The organism is Vibrio sp. 1S139 (assembly GCF_041439475.1).
GTDB classification, from domain to species: domain Bacteria; phylum Pseudomonadota; class Gammaproteobacteria; order Enterobacterales; family Vibrionaceae; genus Vibrio; species Vibrio crassostreae_C.
Genome location: NZ_JBGOOD010000008.1, coordinates 16,569 through 33,787, shown reverse-complemented (window position 1 = coordinate 33,787; position 17,219 = coordinate 16,569). Strand labels below are relative to the sequence as shown.

General features: G+C 43.3%; 14 protein-coding genes. 8 read left to right on the top strand and 6 right to left on the bottom strand.

The genetic code is table 11. The features are described 5' to 3' along the window. Window positions 1-48: 48 nt before the first annotated feature. Both ACED46_RS04660 and ACED46_RS04655 read left to right on the top strand, forming a co-directional pair. Window positions 49-1,446, top strand: a complete 1,398-nt coding sequence (locus ACED46_RS04660; protein ID WP_017060532.1) for an FUSC family protein — start codon at window positions 49-51, stop codon at window positions 1,444-1,446. 46 nt (window positions 1,447-1,492) lie between these two features. Next, window positions 1,493-2,026, top strand: coding sequence for an isochorismatase family cysteine hydrolase (locus ACED46_RS04655; protein ID WP_371720990.1), 534 nt, complete (start codon window positions 1,493-1,495; stop codon window positions 2,024-2,026). Window positions 2,027-2,151: 125 nt separating this feature from the next. Here the strand turns inward: ACED46_RS04655 and gltX are convergent, their stop codons facing one another. Next, window positions 2,152-3,579: a glutamate--tRNA ligase gene (gene gltX / locus ACED46_RS04650; RefSeq protein ID WP_017069020.1), complete on the bottom strand. Its 1,428-nt coding sequence runs from the start codon at window positions 3,577-3,579 to the stop codon at window positions 2,152-2,154. A gap of 300 nt (window positions 3,580-3,879) precedes the next feature. On the opposite strand from gltX, the gene ACED46_RS04645 reads away from it, so the two are divergent. Both ACED46_RS04645 and ACED46_RS04640 read left to right on the top strand, forming a co-directional pair. Then, the gene (locus ACED46_RS04645) at window positions 3,880-6,684 is read left to right on the top strand and encodes a copper-translocating P-type ATPase (RefSeq protein WP_371720989.1); all 2,805 of its coding nucleotides are present in this window, start codon (window positions 3,880-3,882) and stop codon (window positions 6,682-6,684) included. Next, window positions 6,674-7,114: a DUF411 domain-containing protein gene (locus ACED46_RS04640; RefSeq protein ID WP_371720988.1), complete on the top strand. Its 441-nt coding sequence runs from the start codon at window positions 6,674-6,676 to the stop codon at window positions 7,112-7,114. Before ACED46_RS04645 ends, ACED46_RS04640 begins: the two co-directional genes overlap by 11 nt. A 246-nt stretch (window positions 7,115-7,360) precedes the next feature. Here ACED46_RS04640 and ACED46_RS04635 read toward each other — a convergent pair whose 3' ends face one another. Next, window positions 7,361-8,053 carry an oligogalacturonate-specific porin KdgM family protein gene (locus ACED46_RS04635; RefSeq protein ID WP_017064150.1) on the bottom strand — a complete coding sequence of 231 codons (693 nt, stop codon included), beginning with the start codon at window positions 8,051-8,053 and terminating at the stop codon, window positions 7,361-7,363. A 533-nt stretch (window positions 8,054-8,586) separates the two neighbouring features. After that, entirely contained in the window at window positions 8,587-11,238 is a 2,652-nt protein-coding gene (locus tag ACED46_RS04630; protein ID WP_017071188.1) for a beta-N-acetylhexosaminidase, read from the bottom strand. Window positions 11,239-11,642: 404 nt separating this feature from the next. Here ACED46_RS04630 and ACED46_RS04625 point away from each other — a divergent pair, with 404 nt between their 5' ends. Together ACED46_RS04625 and ACED46_RS04620 are read left to right on the top strand one after the other, a co-directional pair. Then, window positions 11,643-12,521, top strand: a complete 879-nt coding sequence (locus tag ACED46_RS04625) for a TraB/GumN family protein (RefSeq protein ID WP_029235194.1) — start codon at window positions 11,643-11,645, stop codon at window positions 12,519-12,521. Window positions 12,522-12,652: 131 nt separating this feature from the next. After that, window positions 12,653-13,075, top strand: a complete 423-nt coding sequence (locus ACED46_RS04620) for a hypothetical protein (protein ID WP_136974802.1) — start codon at window positions 12,653-12,655, stop codon at window positions 13,073-13,075. 84 nt (window positions 13,076-13,159) lie between these two features. Here ACED46_RS04620 and ACED46_RS04615 read toward each other — a convergent pair whose 3' ends face one another. The 3 genes from ACED46_RS04615 to ACED46_RS04605 are packed head-to-tail and all read right to left on the bottom strand — an operon-like array spanning window position 13,160 to window position 14,910. Beyond that, window positions 13,160-13,996, bottom strand: a complete 837-nt coding sequence (locus ACED46_RS04615; RefSeq protein WP_371720987.1) for a CsgG/HfaB family protein — start codon at window positions 13,994-13,996, stop codon at window positions 13,160-13,162. A 16-nt stretch (window positions 13,997-14,012) separates the two neighbouring features. Next, complete coding sequence (locus tag ACED46_RS04610; protein WP_017064154.1) at window positions 14,013-14,423, bottom strand: curli assembly protein CsgF; 411 nt, start codon at window positions 14,421-14,423, stop codon at window positions 14,013-14,015. Window positions 14,424-14,433: 10 nt separating this feature from the next. Further along, complete coding sequence (locus ACED46_RS04605) at window positions 14,434-14,910, bottom strand: curli production assembly/transport protein CsgE (RefSeq protein ID WP_032548983.1); 477 nt, start codon at window positions 14,908-14,910, stop codon at window positions 14,434-14,436. Window positions 14,911-15,228: 318 nt separating this feature from the next. Between ACED46_RS04605 and ACED46_RS04600 the strand changes: the two genes are divergently transcribed. Both ACED46_RS04600 and ACED46_RS04595 read left to right on the top strand, forming a co-directional pair. Then, window positions 15,229-15,840 (top strand): curlin subunit CsgB, encoded by a 612-nt coding sequence (locus tag ACED46_RS04600; RefSeq protein ID WP_137002131.1) that lies wholly within the window; start codon window positions 15,229-15,231, stop codon window positions 15,838-15,840. An 83-nt stretch (window positions 15,841-15,923) separates the two neighbouring features. Further along, on the top strand, window positions 15,924-16,775 hold the full coding sequence (locus ACED46_RS04595) for a curlin (protein WP_371720986.1): 852 nt from the start codon (window positions 15,924-15,926) through the stop codon (window positions 16,773-16,775). Window positions 16,776-17,219: the final 444 nt, after the last annotated feature.

The following is a 17,219-nucleotide window of genomic DNA, read 5'->3' as shown; positions in this document are numbered from 1 at the left end:
GATCAGGCAATATCCTCGTATTCGATCCCTCTGCCGCTAAACCCCACTATGCTACTCATTATAAAGTCACTGAGCACTCCAGCCAAGAATGCCATAAAGGTTGCCCTAGCATTTTGTTTAGCTATCTACCTTGCGTTGTATTTTAACCTTGAGAAGCCTTACTGGGCGGCTATCGTGGTCAATATATTGGCCATCACTGATACTATTACTGCTGGCAAGAAAAAAGGCATTCTCAGATTGTTGGGGACGCTTTGTGGCGCGTTTGTCGGGCTTTGGTTAATCGCTGTTTTTGGGCAAGATCGATATTATTTTTTAGCAAACATCGCACTGTTACTCGCAATTTGTATATACATGGGTTCCGATCCGGTCATCGGCTATGCTTACATTACGGCATTTATTGTCTGCATCCTGCTGGCGATATCTGGCAGCTTTGATGGTGTAGCTACATTTAATATTGCGGTACTAAGGCTGCAAGAAACCCTGCTTGGCTTCGTGGTCTATACGACCATCTATAGCGTGGTTTGGCCTGAGGATGATGACACACGCTTTAACAACGAAGTCAGTGTTGTTTTAGAGGCGATGTCTCCCCTCATTCATTCACTCGCTTACAATGACTCAGCGCAGCGTTTCCAGTTACACACGAGCTGCGAGTTAAATATTGAAAGCCCGACCTTCAAAGCGCTGAACGATCTGATGCGCCTACCCGATTTGCATGGCCGTATGCCTGCCAGAAAGCAGTGGAAGCATCAACAGCAAACTCAAGCAATCTGGGTTGCCAAACAGTTACTGCAAAACGCCCATGATCAAGGGGTTGATCACAATGATTTTTCGATACTTAACCAGGCTATGGCTTTTATTGAAGCATCATCGGTTAATGTCGATTACAAGCCCCCTTTTCCAGAGACAGTCAAACAATTCTACCAGGGTAACTTTAAGAAAAAGCGCTTATTTGCCCGATTACTTGACAACAGCCAGCAACGATTAAGCAATACGTTAGTCGGCACAATGAGCTTCATCTCAGCAATTCTAGTCTGGATATATCTACCAATATCATCGGGAAGTCTGTTCATCATTAACAGTGCCATTTGCGCCTTGATATTAAGCAACATGCCTAGGCAAATGATAAAGCACTGGACCATTGGCTACTTAGCCTTTGGGTCACTGTTCCTCATTCAGTATGTTCTGCTGTTACCTTCGATGACCGAAGTATGGCAATTAATGGCATTTTACTTTGTTAATGTCTTTACGGTGTATCGCCTGTTCGCTGGTAATCAGTGGATGGTCTATCGAGTTCTCGGGGGCAACCTATTAGTAATGATTACCATGAGCGCAACGCAACTTGTGCCTGTTTATGACGTCACTACCCCTTTGAACCTACTCATTTATATGATGGTTGCACTGGCTTTCATCCGCTTTTACACCCGCTTAATACACCGTAAAAGTTAACCACTATAACCTCACACAAAGACCACTAAGGCATAAAGTAATGAAAATGAGTAAATGCTCTGCGCTTGTCGTTATCGACCTGCAACAAGGTATCGTTGATCAATTACCGGAAACCGTGTCCCGACCGATCATAGAGAACAGCCTTGCTCTCTGCGATGCATTTGATGATGCTGATTTACCCGTAATTATTGTTAATGTAGCCGGTCGTCCACAAGGCCGAACGGAACTGCAAAATAAAGCGGCTCAGCCTGACGCATCAAAGATCGTATGGGGAGAGGTCATCGAAAGCCTGCGCCTAAACCCTAATTATCGCTATCTAACCAAATATTCCTGGGGTGCATTTACCAACACAGATTTGCAGAAGCAGCTTTGTGAGCAAGGTATTACGGATATTTATCTGACCGGGGTAGCAACAAGTATTGGGGTCGAATCAACGGCTAGACAAGCATTTGAACTGGGTTATAACGTGGTGATTGTCGAAGATGCGATTGCAGATATGAACCCGATGAACCACCAGCACAGCTGCCAAAATATATTCCCAAAACTCAGTGTTTTAACAAAAGCTCAAGACTTGCTATAACTGTCTCGTCCTAAAATACGTTGACCGTATTTTCATTAAACAATAAAAAGCCGACAGCGAATTAAGCTGTCGGCTGATGATCGTTCTATCTCAAGTACATTCTATCTCAAACAAGAGAAATAGGATTAAGCGTTAGCTTCACGCTCAGCAATGAACTCAAGAGCCATCTTGATGCGAGCGATTACGCGCTCTTTACCAACAAGCTCCATCACTGCATCAACAGAAGGAGACTGACCGCCGCCTGTTACTGCTACGCGAAGTGGCATACCGATTTTACCCATGCCGATCTCTAGCTCTTCACATACTGCTGCGATAACACCGTCTTTGATGTTTGCAGTCGTGAAATCTTCAAGCGCTTCAACCTTAGCAAGCGCAAGCTCTAGTGGGCCTTTAGCAACACCACGTAGGTGCTTCTTCGCTGCGCCAGCTTCAAACTCAGAGAAATCTTCGTAGAAGTAACGAGATTGCTCAGCAAGTTCGATAAGCGTGTTACAACGCTCGCCAACTAGCTTGATCACTTCAGTGATAGCTGGACCGTTTGTTGTATCGATCTTCTGTGCGTCTAGGTGCCATTGCAGGTATTTTGCAACGTACTCAGGCTCAGATGTCTTGATGTAGTGGTTGTTCAACCAAAGTAGCTTATCAGTGTTGAATGCAGAAGCAGACTTGCTGATAGCGTTCAGGCTGAAGAATTCAATCATCTCTTCTTGAGAGAAGATCTCTTGGTCACCGTGAGACCAGCCTAAACGAACTAGATAGTTGTTTAATGCATTTGGTAGGTAACCTTCATCGCGGTATTGCATTACAGAAACAGCACCGTGACGCTTAGAAAGTTTCGCACCGTCATCACCAAGAATCATTGCACAGTGAGCGAACGTTGGAACTGGCGCGCCTAGTGCTTCATAGATGTTGATTTGACGAGGTGTGTTGTTGATGTGGTCTTCACCACGAACAACGTGTGTGATACCCATGTCCCAGTCATCCACTACTACTACGAAGTTGTAAGTTGGTGCACCGTCTGTACGACGAATGATCAGGTCATCAAGTTGGCTGTTTGCGATTTCAATGCGACCACGGATTTGGTCATCAAATACTACGCTGCCTTCTTTAGGGTTACGGAAACGGATAACGCACGCATCGCCTTCTTTTGCTGCTTCGTTTGCTGCAACAATTTTAGGGTGGTTAGCATCGTAGCGAGCCATTTCTTTGTTTTCTTCTTGCTCTGCACGAATTTCATCAAGCAGCTCTTTAGACGCGTAGCATTTGAATGCTTTGTCTTCAGCAAGTAGCTTATCAACCATTTCGTTGTAACGGTCAAAACGCTTAGATTGGTAGTAAGGACCTTCATCCCATTCCATACCCATCCATTGCATGCCTTCTAGAATTGCATCAACCGCTTCTTGAGAGTTACGCTCAAGGTCTGTGTCTTCGATACGTAGAACGAATTCACCGCCTTGGTTTTTAGCGAATAGCCAAGAGTAAAGTGCAGTACGTGCACCACCAACGTGAAGATAGCCAGTTGGGCTAGGAGCAAAACGAGTTTTAACCGTCATTTAAATACCTTGATTATGTAGGTGATTCTTTTAGTGCTCGCCATTACAAAGCCTGTAACAGAAAAATATCACTAAATTTTGGGCGCTATTTTATCACCACCGCTTAAATCTACAATCAGTAGTGAATGATTAATGCGCTGTTGTTGTACGAAAGCCGTTATTGAAAGGCCAATTACGCCCTTAAAGTCGTAAATAGATAGTCTTAGCAAGTAGATTATAGCCGCACATTCTTAATTTCCCTCTTCCATTCCAAACTGAAACCACCAGCTAGCACTCCACCAAGATCAAATTCTTGAATTTATGTTTGACCTTACCCTTACGGGAAGGTTTATGTTAGGCGTAGATGAGAATTGGAGTATCGATATGAACTACTACACAACGGCGCTCAACGGCCTAAATTGCATGGGTTGCGCGAAGAAAGTTCGCACACTGTTTAGCGATCTCGACAGCACGATGATTAATGACATATCGCCGACCTACATCGATATTTCGACTCCATTTAGTTACATTCAGCTCAACGAACAGTTAGCAACGCTTGGCTATTCTATGGGTAATCAGCTGCACCTTTCGCTATCCGGTCTGAGTTGCGGCAAGTGTGTGAGCAAACTGACTAAAGCGCTTGAACAAACTGAGCAAGCCTTAAACCTAGAAGTCAGCAAACAGGAATTATCACTGGTTACTCTGCTTTCTGAGTCTGAGGTGATTAAGCTGGTCGAAAGCCTGGGTTACCACGCAGCTCCCTACTCAGAAACGAATGACCTTTCATCGAGTTCAGATTTAGAAGACGAACAAGCAGATAAAAAGAGTGAAGATAAAACCGCAGCTAGCCAATATACCTATCACCTTGTTCTTGAGGGGATGACTTGTGCGAGTTGTGTCTCTTCGGTAGAGAAAGCACTGAAAAAGAATGAGTTTGTCGACCAAGCTCAGATCAACCTTGCCGAACAAACTGCCTTGGTTTTCACCTCCAAAACACGTGATCTCATTGAAAACAAGCTCATCGAATCAGTCAAAGCTGCGGGGTATGGCGCCGAGTTTGTTGATGATGCGGCAACACAACAACAAAAACAGCAAGAGCAACAACTTCGCACTCAACAGGCCTTCCTAAAAAATTCAGTGAGTGCGCTACTGCTTGGGGCACCGCTAATGGCATGGGGCGTGTTCGGCGGCAGCATGACCATTGCCACATTTAACGATCAACTGGCTTGGGGCTTCATTGGTGTGGTTTGTTTAGTGTTGTTAGCCACTTCTGGACGCAGCTTCTTCACCAATGCTTGGCAATCCTTGATGCATAAACGCGCGACCATGGACACGCTAGTAGCTTTGGGTACAGGCGCAGCATGGTTCTACTCAATGTTGGTTGTGCTCATTCCATCGTGGTTCCCTGAAGCTTCTCGTCATGTCTATTTTGAAGCAAGTGCGATGATTGTTGGCCTTATTTCTTTAGGTCACTACATTGAAGCCAAAGCCAAAGCACGCACCACTAAGTCTTTACAGGCATTGATTAACTTACGGCCTCAAAAAGCGGTGGTTATTGTCGATGGCAAAGAACAAACCATCGCAGTAGAAGCGATTCAGGTAGGCATGCAGGTACGAGTAAAACCCGGAGAAAAAGTACCGGTTGATGGTGTCGTAGTCTCAGGTGAATCTTATATCGATGAGTCGATGCTGACCGGTGAACCACTGCCCAACGTCAAAACAATAAATGATGGCGTTTCTGCGGGCACTATTAATGGGGATGGTAGTTTAATTATTGAAGCGACTGGGATTGGCTCAAGCACCATGCTGGCTAGGATCATTCAAATGGTTCGCCAAGCGCAAAGCAGTAAACCAGCAATCGCCAAGCTTGCCGACTCTATCTCAGCCGTTTTTGTTCCGGTTGTGGTCGCAATCGCAGTTGCTGCCGCCTTAGTTTGGTTTTTTGTTGGCCCACAACCAAGCGCCAGTTACATGTTAGTGGTATCAACCACAGTGCTGATCATCGCTTGTCCATGTGCCTTAGGCCTTGCGACACCACTTTCAATTACTGTCGGCGTTGGCAAAGCCGCTGAGTTTGGCGTTCTGATCAAAGATGCCGATGTGTTGCAATCTGCAAGCAAAATTGATGCTGTCGTGTTTGATAAAACAGGCACCCTAACCCAAGGTAAGCCAACCGTTCAGCAAGCCTTTTATGGCGATTTATCAGAACAAGAATTACTGGCTTGTGCTTATTCAGTAGAAGTAGGATCTGAGCACCCACTTGCCAAAGCCGTTTGCCAATATGCAGAGAGCTTGGAAGTTTCAGTACTCCCACACAGCGAATTTGAAAACCAACGAGGGCTTGGGGTTCAAGCAACAATTAACGGCAAGAAAGTGCAAGTTGGCTCGCTTAAGTACCTCACCCAATTAGGTATCAATACAGAGGTTGGCGCGGATTTCATCGAGCTTTGCCGCTCGCAAGCGTGGACGCCTATTTTCATTGCGATTGACCAAAAACTGGAAGGCATATTGGGCATTTCAGACGCGTTAAAAATAGATAGCAAACAGGCGATAGCTCAACTAAAATCCGCCGGAATTCACACTGTGCTATTAACGGGCGACAACGACTCTGTAGCTCAAGCGATAGGTAAAAACGTCGGTATCGACGAAGTGATTTCAGAAGTGCTTCCAGAGCAGAAAGCTCAACACATTGTTCAGCTGCAACAGCAATATAAGAGTGTTGCCATGGTCGGAGACGGTATTAACGACGCGCCTGCACTTGCTCAAGCAGATATAGGCATAGCAATGGGTAGCGGCAGCGATGTGGCGATTGAAAGTGCGCAAATGACACTACTCAACTCGTCGCCATTATCTGTCAGTAACGCGATTGAGCTTTCCCAAGCGACCGTGAGAAACATGAAGCAAAACCTGTTTGGTGCCTTTATCTATAATTCACTTGGTATTCCAATTGCGGCTGGTGTGCTCTACCCATTCTTTGGATTTTTACTTAGCCCTGTCGTTGCAGGCGCTGCGATGGCGATGTCATCAATCACCGTAGTCAGCAATGCCAACAGATTAAGACTGTTCAAACCCACTCATTCTAATATCAACAAAAACCATATTCATGAGGTTAACCATGATTCGTAAAATTATGACTCTTACTGCACTCGCTGCAATCTCAGGACAAGCTTTAGCTACTGATGTTCTAAACCACAAATCTCCATACTGCGGCTGCTGCACAGAATGGACAGAACATATGCGAGATGCTGGGTTCGATGTTACTGAGAAGCTCCACGATGATATGAACCCAATCAAGCAGAAGCTAGGGGTAACACAGGAGTTAGCCTCTTGCCACACTGCAGAGAGCGACGGTTACGTATTTGAAGGACACATTCCAGCAGATGACATTAAAGCCTTTCTAGAAAACCCACCACGTAATGCGATTGGTTTAGCGGTTCCGGGTATGCCAATGGGTTCGCCAGGCATGGAGTATGGCGATAAGAAGAACGAGTATTCTGTGTATGCGTTTAATGAAAAAGGTCAGGTGTTTGAATACCGTCACTACAACGGAAAATAGAACCTAAACAGACCTACACACAGCAATAAAAAGAAGTCATAAAAATAGAGCCTAGCATTCAGTAAACCCAAGACTGTGGTTTACTTGCTAGGCTCTTTGCTTTTGGACAGTAAAGCAAATCTTGTCGCGGCACCAACCGGGCTGTTAGTACCGCTATGTTCCCCTCGCTAATTAGCTAGCAAGCTATTTAGCGAAGAAGCTCACTCGGCTAATAATCTAATAGACTAAGCAACCAAGCGAATCAGCTTAGAAGCCGTAAGAAGCACCGAATACGAATGCGTTGTTCTGCTTAGAATCGCCGTTTGCGAAATCTACACCGTTAGCTTGGCTACGGAATTCAAAGTAAGGTTGAACACCTTGACGAGTCCATGTTGCACGTAACTCGTGGTCCATCGCTTCAGCATCAATCATGTATACGTTGTTGTAGCTAAGCGCTAGGTCAGCATTCACTGTGTAAGCAATGCGGTTATCCATGCGGTAGTCTGTGTCAGCATTAGCTGAAGTATCATCGATGTGTGCACGAGTACGGTTACTAATAGAGATGCCGTTGTCGAAGTTGTAACCGATCTTAACTAGTGGACGGAACTGAATGCTTTCGCCTGCAGAGAATAGGTGTTGGTAACCCGCAGCAACCCATAGGTTGTCAGTGATGTTGAAAGATTGCTCACCACCTACAGTGATGCCTGGAGTAGTATTACCTGCACCGCCATTTTCAGATTCAAGTTTGCCCAGTTGGATACCATCAAACTCAGAATAAACCGTGAAGCCGCCTAGAGAGTTGTCAAACGTGTGACCAGCTTCTAGCGTAGAAGTCATGTCAGAACCGTGGATACGGCCATCGTCATGAATTTGGATGTTACCCGTTACGTAAGAAGAACCAGCAAAAGCACTAGAAGCGAAAGCAAGAGAAAGAGCACTTAGAGCGATAATTTTTTTCATAGTAAACTGCCTTAGTTTAATTTTTTCAGCGGCACATCTTCGGTACATCATTCACCTTCACCGCTTGAGTTGTTGGTAGCCTCCCTGGCATGAAATCTATGTTGCTCGAATTAATTCGCGTTTAAAAATAAAAGGGACAGCAGAGTGATCCCTCTCACTATCAAAAAAAGACAAGTTATTTAAAACTTTAAAATCAACAACTTAAAAACATAAAAATTGATAAAAAACTTAAGATGGAAAAATATACAGATCGGGATCACGTTATTTCACGAAGAAAAATTAGATCTAGATAGTTGAATCACATCTGATTTAGAGTTTTTTACAGGGGGCTTATTTTTTGAAGAGAATAATGAGAAGCGCGTCACTTTTGGGATTAAAGTCACCTTATGTGCATTGTTGATGATATGACCAAAGGCGATTTCTATATGTTTCAGTTTTGGATATGCACCTAATTCGCAGTAAACAAAAAGAGCTCCCGTTTTATCTTGAATAAGATAAAGGTCAGGAGCTCTTCTACTAATAGTGCTTATCGATTATTTAACTGAGGTCACTCGACTTACTTTCTCACCACTTTCTGAAATAGAGCGGATGTAAGTCTCACCAGAAACTGATGGACGTTGTTGCTCATCGTATGTTAGCCAGTTTTCGCCATCAGCAGAGTATTGCAGCTCTACACCTGGGAATTGAACGTTCATCGCTAGCTTACCGTCAACAACCTTCGCACCTGGAACTGGTAGTCGGTAATCAATACCCGCTTTTTCTAGCTTAGCTAGCTCACGTTGACCAAGAATATTCGCGAAGCGATTAAAGTCGCTGTTCAACGCTTGCTTATTCACTAAGTTAGTTTCTTGAGAGTATTCAACACCAACCTTGTAGTCGTTTTCCCAATCTGCTCGGTGCCATGCGCGCTCTGCTGCTGCCAATACGCGAGGGAACACCATGTATTCATATTGCTCGTCAGTACGTACTGTTTCTGACCAAAGTTGAGCTGACAGACCGTAGAAAGGTTTCGCTTCAACCTCACCTTTACCAGTAAAACCATTGCCATCACGGTCTAATGATGTTTCTGCGTTTTGTGGCATGTTTTCTGGTGCGAAGCCAAACATCTTACGAGTATCGGTTGCACGTGTTGCCCAGTAGTAACCACGCTCAGCTGCATCAACTTCGTATGGCATATCCATGTATACGTAGTCTGGGTTAGAGACAATCACGTCATACCCTTTTGCTGACCAATCGTATACTGATGAAGTTCCGCCCCAGTAAAGAACGTCCCAGAAGTTCACGCGTGTACTTTCGGTCGCAAATGCTTCCTCGCCTTCGCTGTATTTCAGACCATCTTGCCATGCTTGGAAGTGGGGAATACCCTTCTCAGCAACAATCTTAGAAACCTGTTCTGCGAAGTGGCTTGGTAGATGACCGAAATCGCTTACAGTACCATCAGCGATCAATGACTGACATTGTGGTGATTGTTGGAACGGCTTATCTTGCTTAGACAAATCGATGTTGCCTTTCCAAGCCACTTTATCTTCTGCATTAATATCTTGTAAGCCTGCGCCTAACTTGATGTTTTTCGCTTCATCGCCGCCGAAGTGCCAAGTCGTTAGCGGTACGCCCGCTTCTTGGTGCATTGCCGCCACTTCAGAGATTACTTTATCGACGAAGTGAGTTGATGACTCCATACATGGGTTAATGAAGCTTTGCTTATCGTAGAACTGAACCGTGGTTACATTCGATGTATCTTGCGGATCCATCAAGCGGTATTCGTTCGCTTCTGCTTCTTTGCCTTCCGCCATGAGACGAGTGTAACGCGCTTCCATTGATACCACAGCTGAACGAGCGTGTGCTGGCATATCAATTTCAGGGATAACTTCGATGCTGCGCGCTTTAGCGTAGCTTAGGATCTCGACGTAATCCGCTTTACTAAAGAAACCAGAGCCAAAGTTGTCTGTTGTTGGACCAGAACCTAGCTGAGGCAGTAAGCAGCTTTGTTCATCCAAATCAAAACAACGATTAGACCCTACATCCGTTAGCTCTGGTAAACCTGGAATTTCTAAACGCCAACCTTCATCATCCGTTAGGTGAAGGTGCAGTTTATTCATCTTGTATGCCGCCATTTGATCTAGCGTTGCTAGGATGGCATCTTTTGAGTGGAAGTTTCGAGCAACGTCCACCATCACACCACGATAATCAAAGCGCGGCGCATCTTTAATTGACAGTTGTGGTAATGATTCAGCGTTCTGACTATCTATTAGGCCAAAAATAGACTGAACTGCGTAGAAAGCACCCGTTTTATCAAACGCTTTAATTGCAATCCCCTCTTCCGAGATGCTTAGTTCATAAGCGCCAGATTTCGCTAAATCACCCGTAAACTGAGTAGGAACAACAGCGACACTCACAGGTAGGTCGCCACTCACATCTACGTTTACCACATCTGCACGTTCTTCAATTGCTGCGAATTGCTCAGCGTCGAATGCGTCTTTAGGTAGGGCAATACCACCAGCAATGCTAACTGAACCTTCACCGGCTTCTACCGACATTGGCGTTGGTAGTAAAGTAGTTGATACGTCTTGCGTTGCTAGATCAGCATTCTTTTCAAAACGCGTCACCGCTGTCGCCATTACGTTATTATCATCAGGCGTACGCTTAAGGTTATTACCCTCTAGACCAGTTACGAACGATGCAACATCTTCTGTATTCAATGATGCAATCATCTTAGGTTCTGCGTTTGGCGCCGTCACGAATGCACCTGGCATAAAGTCAGTTTCAAACAGTTGCCAGTATTCACTCGTTAACGGAAGAACCACTTCTTCACCAGCCGCAAAGCCGTCAAATTTTTCAGTAGGTTCTAGCTTGTGAAGGTCACCAGTAACGCGAGTGATCTTAAATTGCTCATTATCAACATCTAAAATAAGACGAATACTGTGGAAGTAGATGCTCCAATCTTTAGAGTCAATCGCTTCACCGTCATTGGTTAGCGTCATGTTCACTTTATTACATGACGCCCATTCAGCACCTAGGTCCTGACAAGCCAAGCCTTCATTCGCACCATGATTAGTTAGAATTTCGTACTGAACATCAAGATTATCAGCCAGTGCATTCACTACTTTTTGTTCTGGTGCTTGCGTTACTGCACAACCTGTTAGGCCAGCCAATACCGCTACAGATAGTAAGTTTCTCTTCAACATCGTATTCACCCATAAATTAAAAATTGAGTAAGAAGCAAAATGGAGCGCTTCGAAAGTTAGATAAACTATATGGGCTTATTTTTTACCGTGAATTAAATCGAGCTAATAAAGTGATCGGCTTCAAATCTCAAAAATATTGATAAATTTAATTTAAATAAAATCATCAAGTTACAAGCAACGGCACTTCCGTCATTTTAATTTTGACGTAAAATTTGAGAAATGAATCACAATCTTTTTTACCGATTTCATAAAATCGTGTCATTGGTAGTCAGAAAGGATTTAGAGTTTCAGCGTATTGTTATACTTTTCGTACAAACAACGTGACATTGTTCTCAAAAAAAACCGTTAAAAAACACCGTCAAAATCGATTTTAACGAGTTTAATACTTCCTTAAGGAGCTCCCTTTGCGTCCACTCTGGTACATGGTTTTATTCGTTCTCGCTTTTTCAGCTAGGCAAGCGGTCGCCGAGCCCCTTTATTGGCAAGCACAAAAGGATGATCTGACACTCACTATCTTAGGTTCAGTGCACGTTGGAGACGAGAGTATGTACCCCCTTCCTTCGGCGATCACCGACGCGCTAAAAAACAGTGATGGCTTAATTATCGAAACGGATATCAGAAAGTCTGATGGTGTTGTATATCCCCGCAACAAACTCACGACTGCCGATGTACTCAATACAGAACAGCTGCAATTATTAACCGACATATCAAAATCATTGGGCATGCCGACGCAACAACTGCTTCGCTCACCGCCTTGGGCAACTTCTCTCTCCATACAAATGCAGCAGTTAAAAAACCTTGGTTATGGCTCCGCCAGCGGCGTTGATGCGACGCTAGCGAACAAAGCGACTACCCAAGATGTTCCGGTTATCAGTTTGGAGCCTCTGCAATTCCAAATAGACCTGATGACAAAACAAAAGGACGACGGTAAAGAGTGGTTAGTCAGTAGCCTTGAAGAATTTGACCAAACTGATCGCGTGGTTCATTGCCTGATTGAAAGCTGGAAAGCGGGTGATTTAGCGAAGCTGGAAGCCTTCTCAGAACTGTCAGAGATGTCGCCTGAACTTGAGAAAGCATTCTTAACCGATCGCAACATAGACTGGGCAAACAAACTATCCTCCAATGATTGGAAGCTTAAGACTAAAGGGAACTACATGATAGTAGTTGGTACCTTGCACCTAATTGGAGAAGGTAACCTTATACAGTTATTAGAAAAGAAAGGCTTCAGTGTCATTCAGCAATCACAAAGCCAATCAGCCCAATGTCAATTTGAGACTAGCTAAAAAAGCTAACGATGCTCAACCTCATTTTGTTTTCGTTATAAAAGCATTTCCTTAATAACAGAATCTTTACATTTAATAGCACCATTGCAGTGCTATTATCTTTCGCTCTTTTTACCTATGGCGTTGTTCTAATGAAACCAGTACTTTTTGCTTTCCCTTTAGCCCTCACGATGCTGATGCCCTCAATAGCCTCAGCCAAAGAAACATGCACCATCGAACAGTTTCAGGCGATAGACATACAACCGGATACCAAAGGCGGTGTATTAGATAAAGAAAGCGGACAGTTTTTGATTACAGAGAAACCACCGATGCGCTGCGCCAATATTACGTTCACAACATCTACAACACGAAACCGTATCGCAAGCCAAATGAACAACAATTTTGAAGCAAACTTTTACGACAACCAAACGGGAAGTTCTCACTCGGTGACGTTTGATGAAGATGAAGTAAAGGCAGGTTACATTCGAATAGGCCCGAATAAGCCAGCGGAAGCGTATGTTTGTTTTGTTACCTCGGAAACACCGATAAAAGATATTACGTGCGATGTGAATTGATCATTGAGTTGCTTGAAGAAAAAAACAGGGCTAAGGGAAAGGTCCGTTTTCCGCATAGCCCTATTTTGCTGCTTACTCGGTAGCTTAAAGTATGTCTGTACTCGCTTCGGAATAACGTGCGATAATCGGATTTTCTAATGCATTCGGATCGCCCGGCGACCACATTCCACGCTTCATTCCTTTCACAATCAAATGAATCACCGCGGCATCAATAGCAGACATCACAGCAATATTGACCGGTTCATTTTGGCTATAGCCCATTTCAACTTCCAACAGTTCTTTGTAATCAACAAATCGAAATGCGCCGAACCCAATCTCGTGTGAAGAGATAGTTTTAGTGGTGGTGACACTCAATAGAACTTGCCCGGTTCTAACGTCAACCGCTCTTAAATTCACAGTGACTTGATCCGTTCTATATTGTCCAGAACCACCGATCCCAAGATACTTAGCACCCGCACCGCCTGTCACGATATTCGAGTCATAAGCCACAATCCCGCCTTCGATGACGATGTTAGCGGAACTCAAAGACGACAAGTCTGCCCCATGATTATTTACGACCTTATCTTTTTTCTGAGCCGCTCGAATAATCTTACGTTCAGTCAATAAGTTTTGGAGCCCTTCACGCTCCAGAGGTACAAACCACTGAGAGTCGATAAGTGCTGTCGTCAATAAAGACGTCCCACCCTGTGGCACTGCTGTGGAAAAGTTACTGTTTGGCTGAGGCTTGTATTGGCCTGTTTGATCTCTAAAGTCATAAACTGAGACCAATATTTTCCCGCGAGGCTGAGGTAATGAGATAAGATCGGTATAAGTCGATCCTCTCGGCATCAGTTTTGGCGTTTCAGAAGTCTCTGGAATTTGCATAGAGTAAGTGCACCCTCCCAACACAAAGGTCAAGAGGACGATAATGATCGATTTCATAACACAATCCTTGTGATTAGAGGTCTGGGTTTAGTCCCGAAACACTGATTTCTGTTGATTCCCCTGTCGCTTTATCGACGATTTGAACGAGTAAGGTCCCGGAGTCGTCAACAATATTGAGGAAAAAGTCATCTGTTTCTAACTGCCCTGTATTTCCGTTACCTACATCAGCAAGCAACTGGCTTATCAAACGAGACTCTAAACTAGACGCTAAACGATCTAAGGCTGATTCTTGCTCATCAAAGATATCCCTTGCACTTGGGTCTTCATAATCATTGATAGCATTAGCGTGATTAAAAAGGTGAGAACTGTTTAAAGCGTTTCCGCCAAAACTTGGATTTACGGGCGTATAAACTAATTCGCTTGAGTAAACCGAAGGCGAAACTATCAGCGCAATGAGCGCGGCCTTTCTGAAAAATATCGACATCCTTGGCTCCTTAAAATTCATCATGGTCTAGATCGTAAGTGTCCTGAAAGAGTCTCTCTGCTTGCCATCTGATAATGTAATTCCCTACAACTCGAGTGGCATCGGCAGCTCGTTCTTTCGCTTGTCTACGACCAGGGGACAACGCCGTACGGAAGATCGGTTTTCTAGAGTGTTGAACCTCTATGATGCTTCCAGATAAAGCCGTTGGCCTCTCTTTTACCGTCAAATTTTCCTTAAGGTTGGGATAACTCTCGTTGAGCGATTGCGAGAAGAAGAAGTAGAAGTCATCGCCTAAGCGCGTAATTGTTCTATCCACTATGATCCCGTCAACTTCGCTAAAGTCGTTAAACTTTTCCTTCAGGTTATTTGTCGAATCCTCAAGTTTTGTTCCATTTTCTAAGGGAGCACCGTTTTCAAGACCATGACTCGTATCCCCTGCACTAACAGCGCAAGAAAATAGAGTAATTGTAAGCAGCTTGATTTTCATGTGGGCTCCCATTCAAAGTCCATTTACAAAATGAGAATGTGGTTCGTTGAATCTATACAAAGCCTAATCCATGCTCACAGTGGCATATATAAACTTTAGGTTTAATCTCCGGGAGAAATTAATGAACTAAGGAGGGGCTGTACAAGTTAATTACTAATTAAATTTCTAATATGCAATTAAATATTTTCACCTTTAAGTTTATAGATGATATTCACCTAGAAACCTAAGATGTTCTCATGCTAGTGAGTTACACGGCGTTCAACACGGAATATATATTTAGTTGAATAAACACGCATCAGACACTTTAGGATAAAGATAATGATAAGTCGGACAGCAGCACTTACCAGCTTAACTTGCTTATATTTATCAATAGGTAGTTTTAATGTTGCTATAGCCTCTGGTATTGAGGGGGATTTTTTACATAATGTCGATCAGGACATTATTAATGACTATAGCGACTTATATAACATTTCATCTGGGGACTTAGATAACTACTCAGAGATAGATATAACAAACAGTTCTGATTCAAACTCAACGATTATTCAATATAGTCCTGGAATTAAAGCGAATAATAGAGCGAAGATTAAACAAAGTGGTCACTCTAATTCAGCAAATATTACACAAGTGGGACGAAATAATGTTGCGTATATCAATCAAGATGGATCGAACAATACCGCTGCAATTGGGCAACTTGGCGGAAATAGCGAAGCGCTGATTTCCCAAGACGGAAACCACAATTTAGCGGTAATAGGACAAGCGAACTTCTCAGGGCAAGGGAGTCAATTAAGTATTGACCAAAAAGGCAACCATAATACGGCATTTATGGCTGGGTCTGGAGGAGACAACTTAGGAATTTCTCAAGATGGGCACGACTTCGCGATAGTCAATGCGTCGAGCTCGATGAGAATCTACATCAATCAAGCAAATTAGCGCGCAGTATGGATAGCTTGATTCAAGGTCACTTCATTTGAAGTGATACATAGTCGACATGGAAATGTATAAGGATACAACTTATGAAACTTACACAAATTGGAATTATAGTCGGTGCCGTTATTGGTTTTAATGCAGCTCATGCTGATCCACTTCCAGATTCAGCACCTGTACTAGGACCTGGTGTTAAAGAAGGAACTACTGATCTAGGCATTGCAGGCAAGGTTGCAGCTATTGAGCCCTTAGCGATGGATAACACCGCAATTTGGCAAATGGGTGATGGTGACCATGCGAACGTATTGATTGAGCAAAACACGTCAGGTACCACTGACGGCCATATCGCACTTGTTGATACTCACAACAGTAAGCGCTCAGATGTAGTAGTGAAACAAGACGGTAATCTCAACGAGGCGCATGTAAAACTACGCTATAAAAGAAACAACGCGCTTATCGACCAAGATGGCTTGAGCAACCAAGCTAGAGTGAAAGTAAAAGGTTCAGGTAAAAACAACGATCTACGTGTTACTCAAGATGGCGACTATAACATTTCCGTAGTGAAAGCGAAAGGTAGCTCAGTACGAAACGAAGCTGACGTATACATCAACGGTGACTCAAATACTACTTACACAGAGTTTAGTAACGGTGGCGTTGAGAGAAACGATGTTGCTATCGATATCTGGGGTGATGGAAACTATGTAGAAACCATCGTCAATACAGATGTAGGTGGTGGTGATAGAAACGATGTAGATATCGATCTAATGAACAGTAACGATAACCGTCTATTTACGTTACAAACTGGTTCATATTCAAACGCAACCATTGATTTGACGAACAGTGACATGAACCAAATTATGATTGAGCAAACGTCTTACGACAATGCTGCTGTTTTAGGTAATGGTGCAAACGGTAACGTCGGTCTTATTTACCAAAACTAATATGAATATTAATAATCTATATAAAACGGCGTTGATCGCCGTTTTATTTTTATCCAGCGAACCAAGCTACGCTTCCCCTTCTAGTTCACTTCAATGCAATTTAAGTAATAAAAGTGTCATTCTTTTATTAAGTAACAAAATATCATCCTCATTTACTGTACACACCAACAACAATTCTACATTTCAACAAAAATCAAACCTTGGAAAAACCAAAATAATTATGCATAAAAATCAACTACCTTTAACCATAGAATTTAAAAATGACAATTATATTTGGACAATTGAGTCAGACTGTACAATAAACAAAAAATCCACCTGACAGCTAACTTATTTACCTTCTCTTGTTCTCTAAAGTAACATTCATAAAACTTATTGATTAATTAGACTTTAAGTTAGCCAAATATGCATATGTGATATAAACTATAAAATCTAATAAGGATGTTA

Bases quoted from the DNA above. Each gene is read 5' to 3' on its own strand.
- ACED46_RS04660 (WP_017060532.1), top strand. From the start codon at position 49: ATGCTACTCATTATAAAGTCACTGAGCACTCCAGCCAAGAATGCCATA.
- ACED46_RS04655 (WP_371720990.1), top strand. From the start codon at position 1,493: ATGAGTAAATGCTCTGCGCTTGTCGTTATCGACCTGCAACAAGGTATC.
- gltX (WP_017069020.1), bottom strand. From the start codon at position 3,579: ATGACGGTTAAAACTCGTTTTGCTCCTAGCCCAACTGGCTATCTTCAC.
- ACED46_RS04645 (WP_371720989.1), top strand. From the start codon at position 3,880: ATGTTTGACCTTACCCTTACGGGAAGGTTTATGTTAGGCGTAGATGAG.
- ACED46_RS04640 (WP_371720988.1), top strand. From the start codon at position 6,674: ATGATTCGTAAAATTATGACTCTTACTGCACTCGCTGCAATCTCAGGA.
- ACED46_RS04635 (WP_017064150.1), bottom strand. From the start codon at position 8,053: ATGAAAAAAATTATCGCTCTAAGTGCTCTTTCTCTTGCTTTCGCTTCT.
- ACED46_RS04630 (WP_017071188.1), bottom strand. From the start codon at position 11,238: ATGTTGAAGAGAAACTTACTATCTGTAGCGGTATTGGCTGGCCTAACA.
- ACED46_RS04620 (WP_136974802.1), top strand. From the start codon at position 12,653: ATGAAACCAGTACTTTTTGCTTTCCCTTTAGCCCTCACGATGCTGATG.
- ACED46_RS04615 (WP_371720987.1), bottom strand. From the start codon at position 13,996: ATGAAATCGATCATTATCGTCCTCTTGACCTTTGTGTTGGGAGGGTGC.
- ACED46_RS04610 (WP_017064154.1), bottom strand. From the start codon at position 14,423: ATGTCGATATTTTTCAGAAAGGCCGCGCTCATTGCGCTGATAGTTTCG.
- ACED46_RS04605 (WP_032548983.1), bottom strand. From the start codon at position 14,910: ATGAAAATCAAGCTGCTTACAATTACTCTATTTTCTTGCGCTGTTAGT.
- ACED46_RS04600 (WP_137002131.1), top strand. From the start codon at position 15,229: ATGATAAGTCGGACAGCAGCACTTACCAGCTTAACTTGCTTATATTTA.
- ACED46_RS04595 (WP_371720986.1), top strand. From the start codon at position 15,924: ATGAAACTTACACAAATTGGAATTATAGTCGGTGCCGTTATTGGTTTT.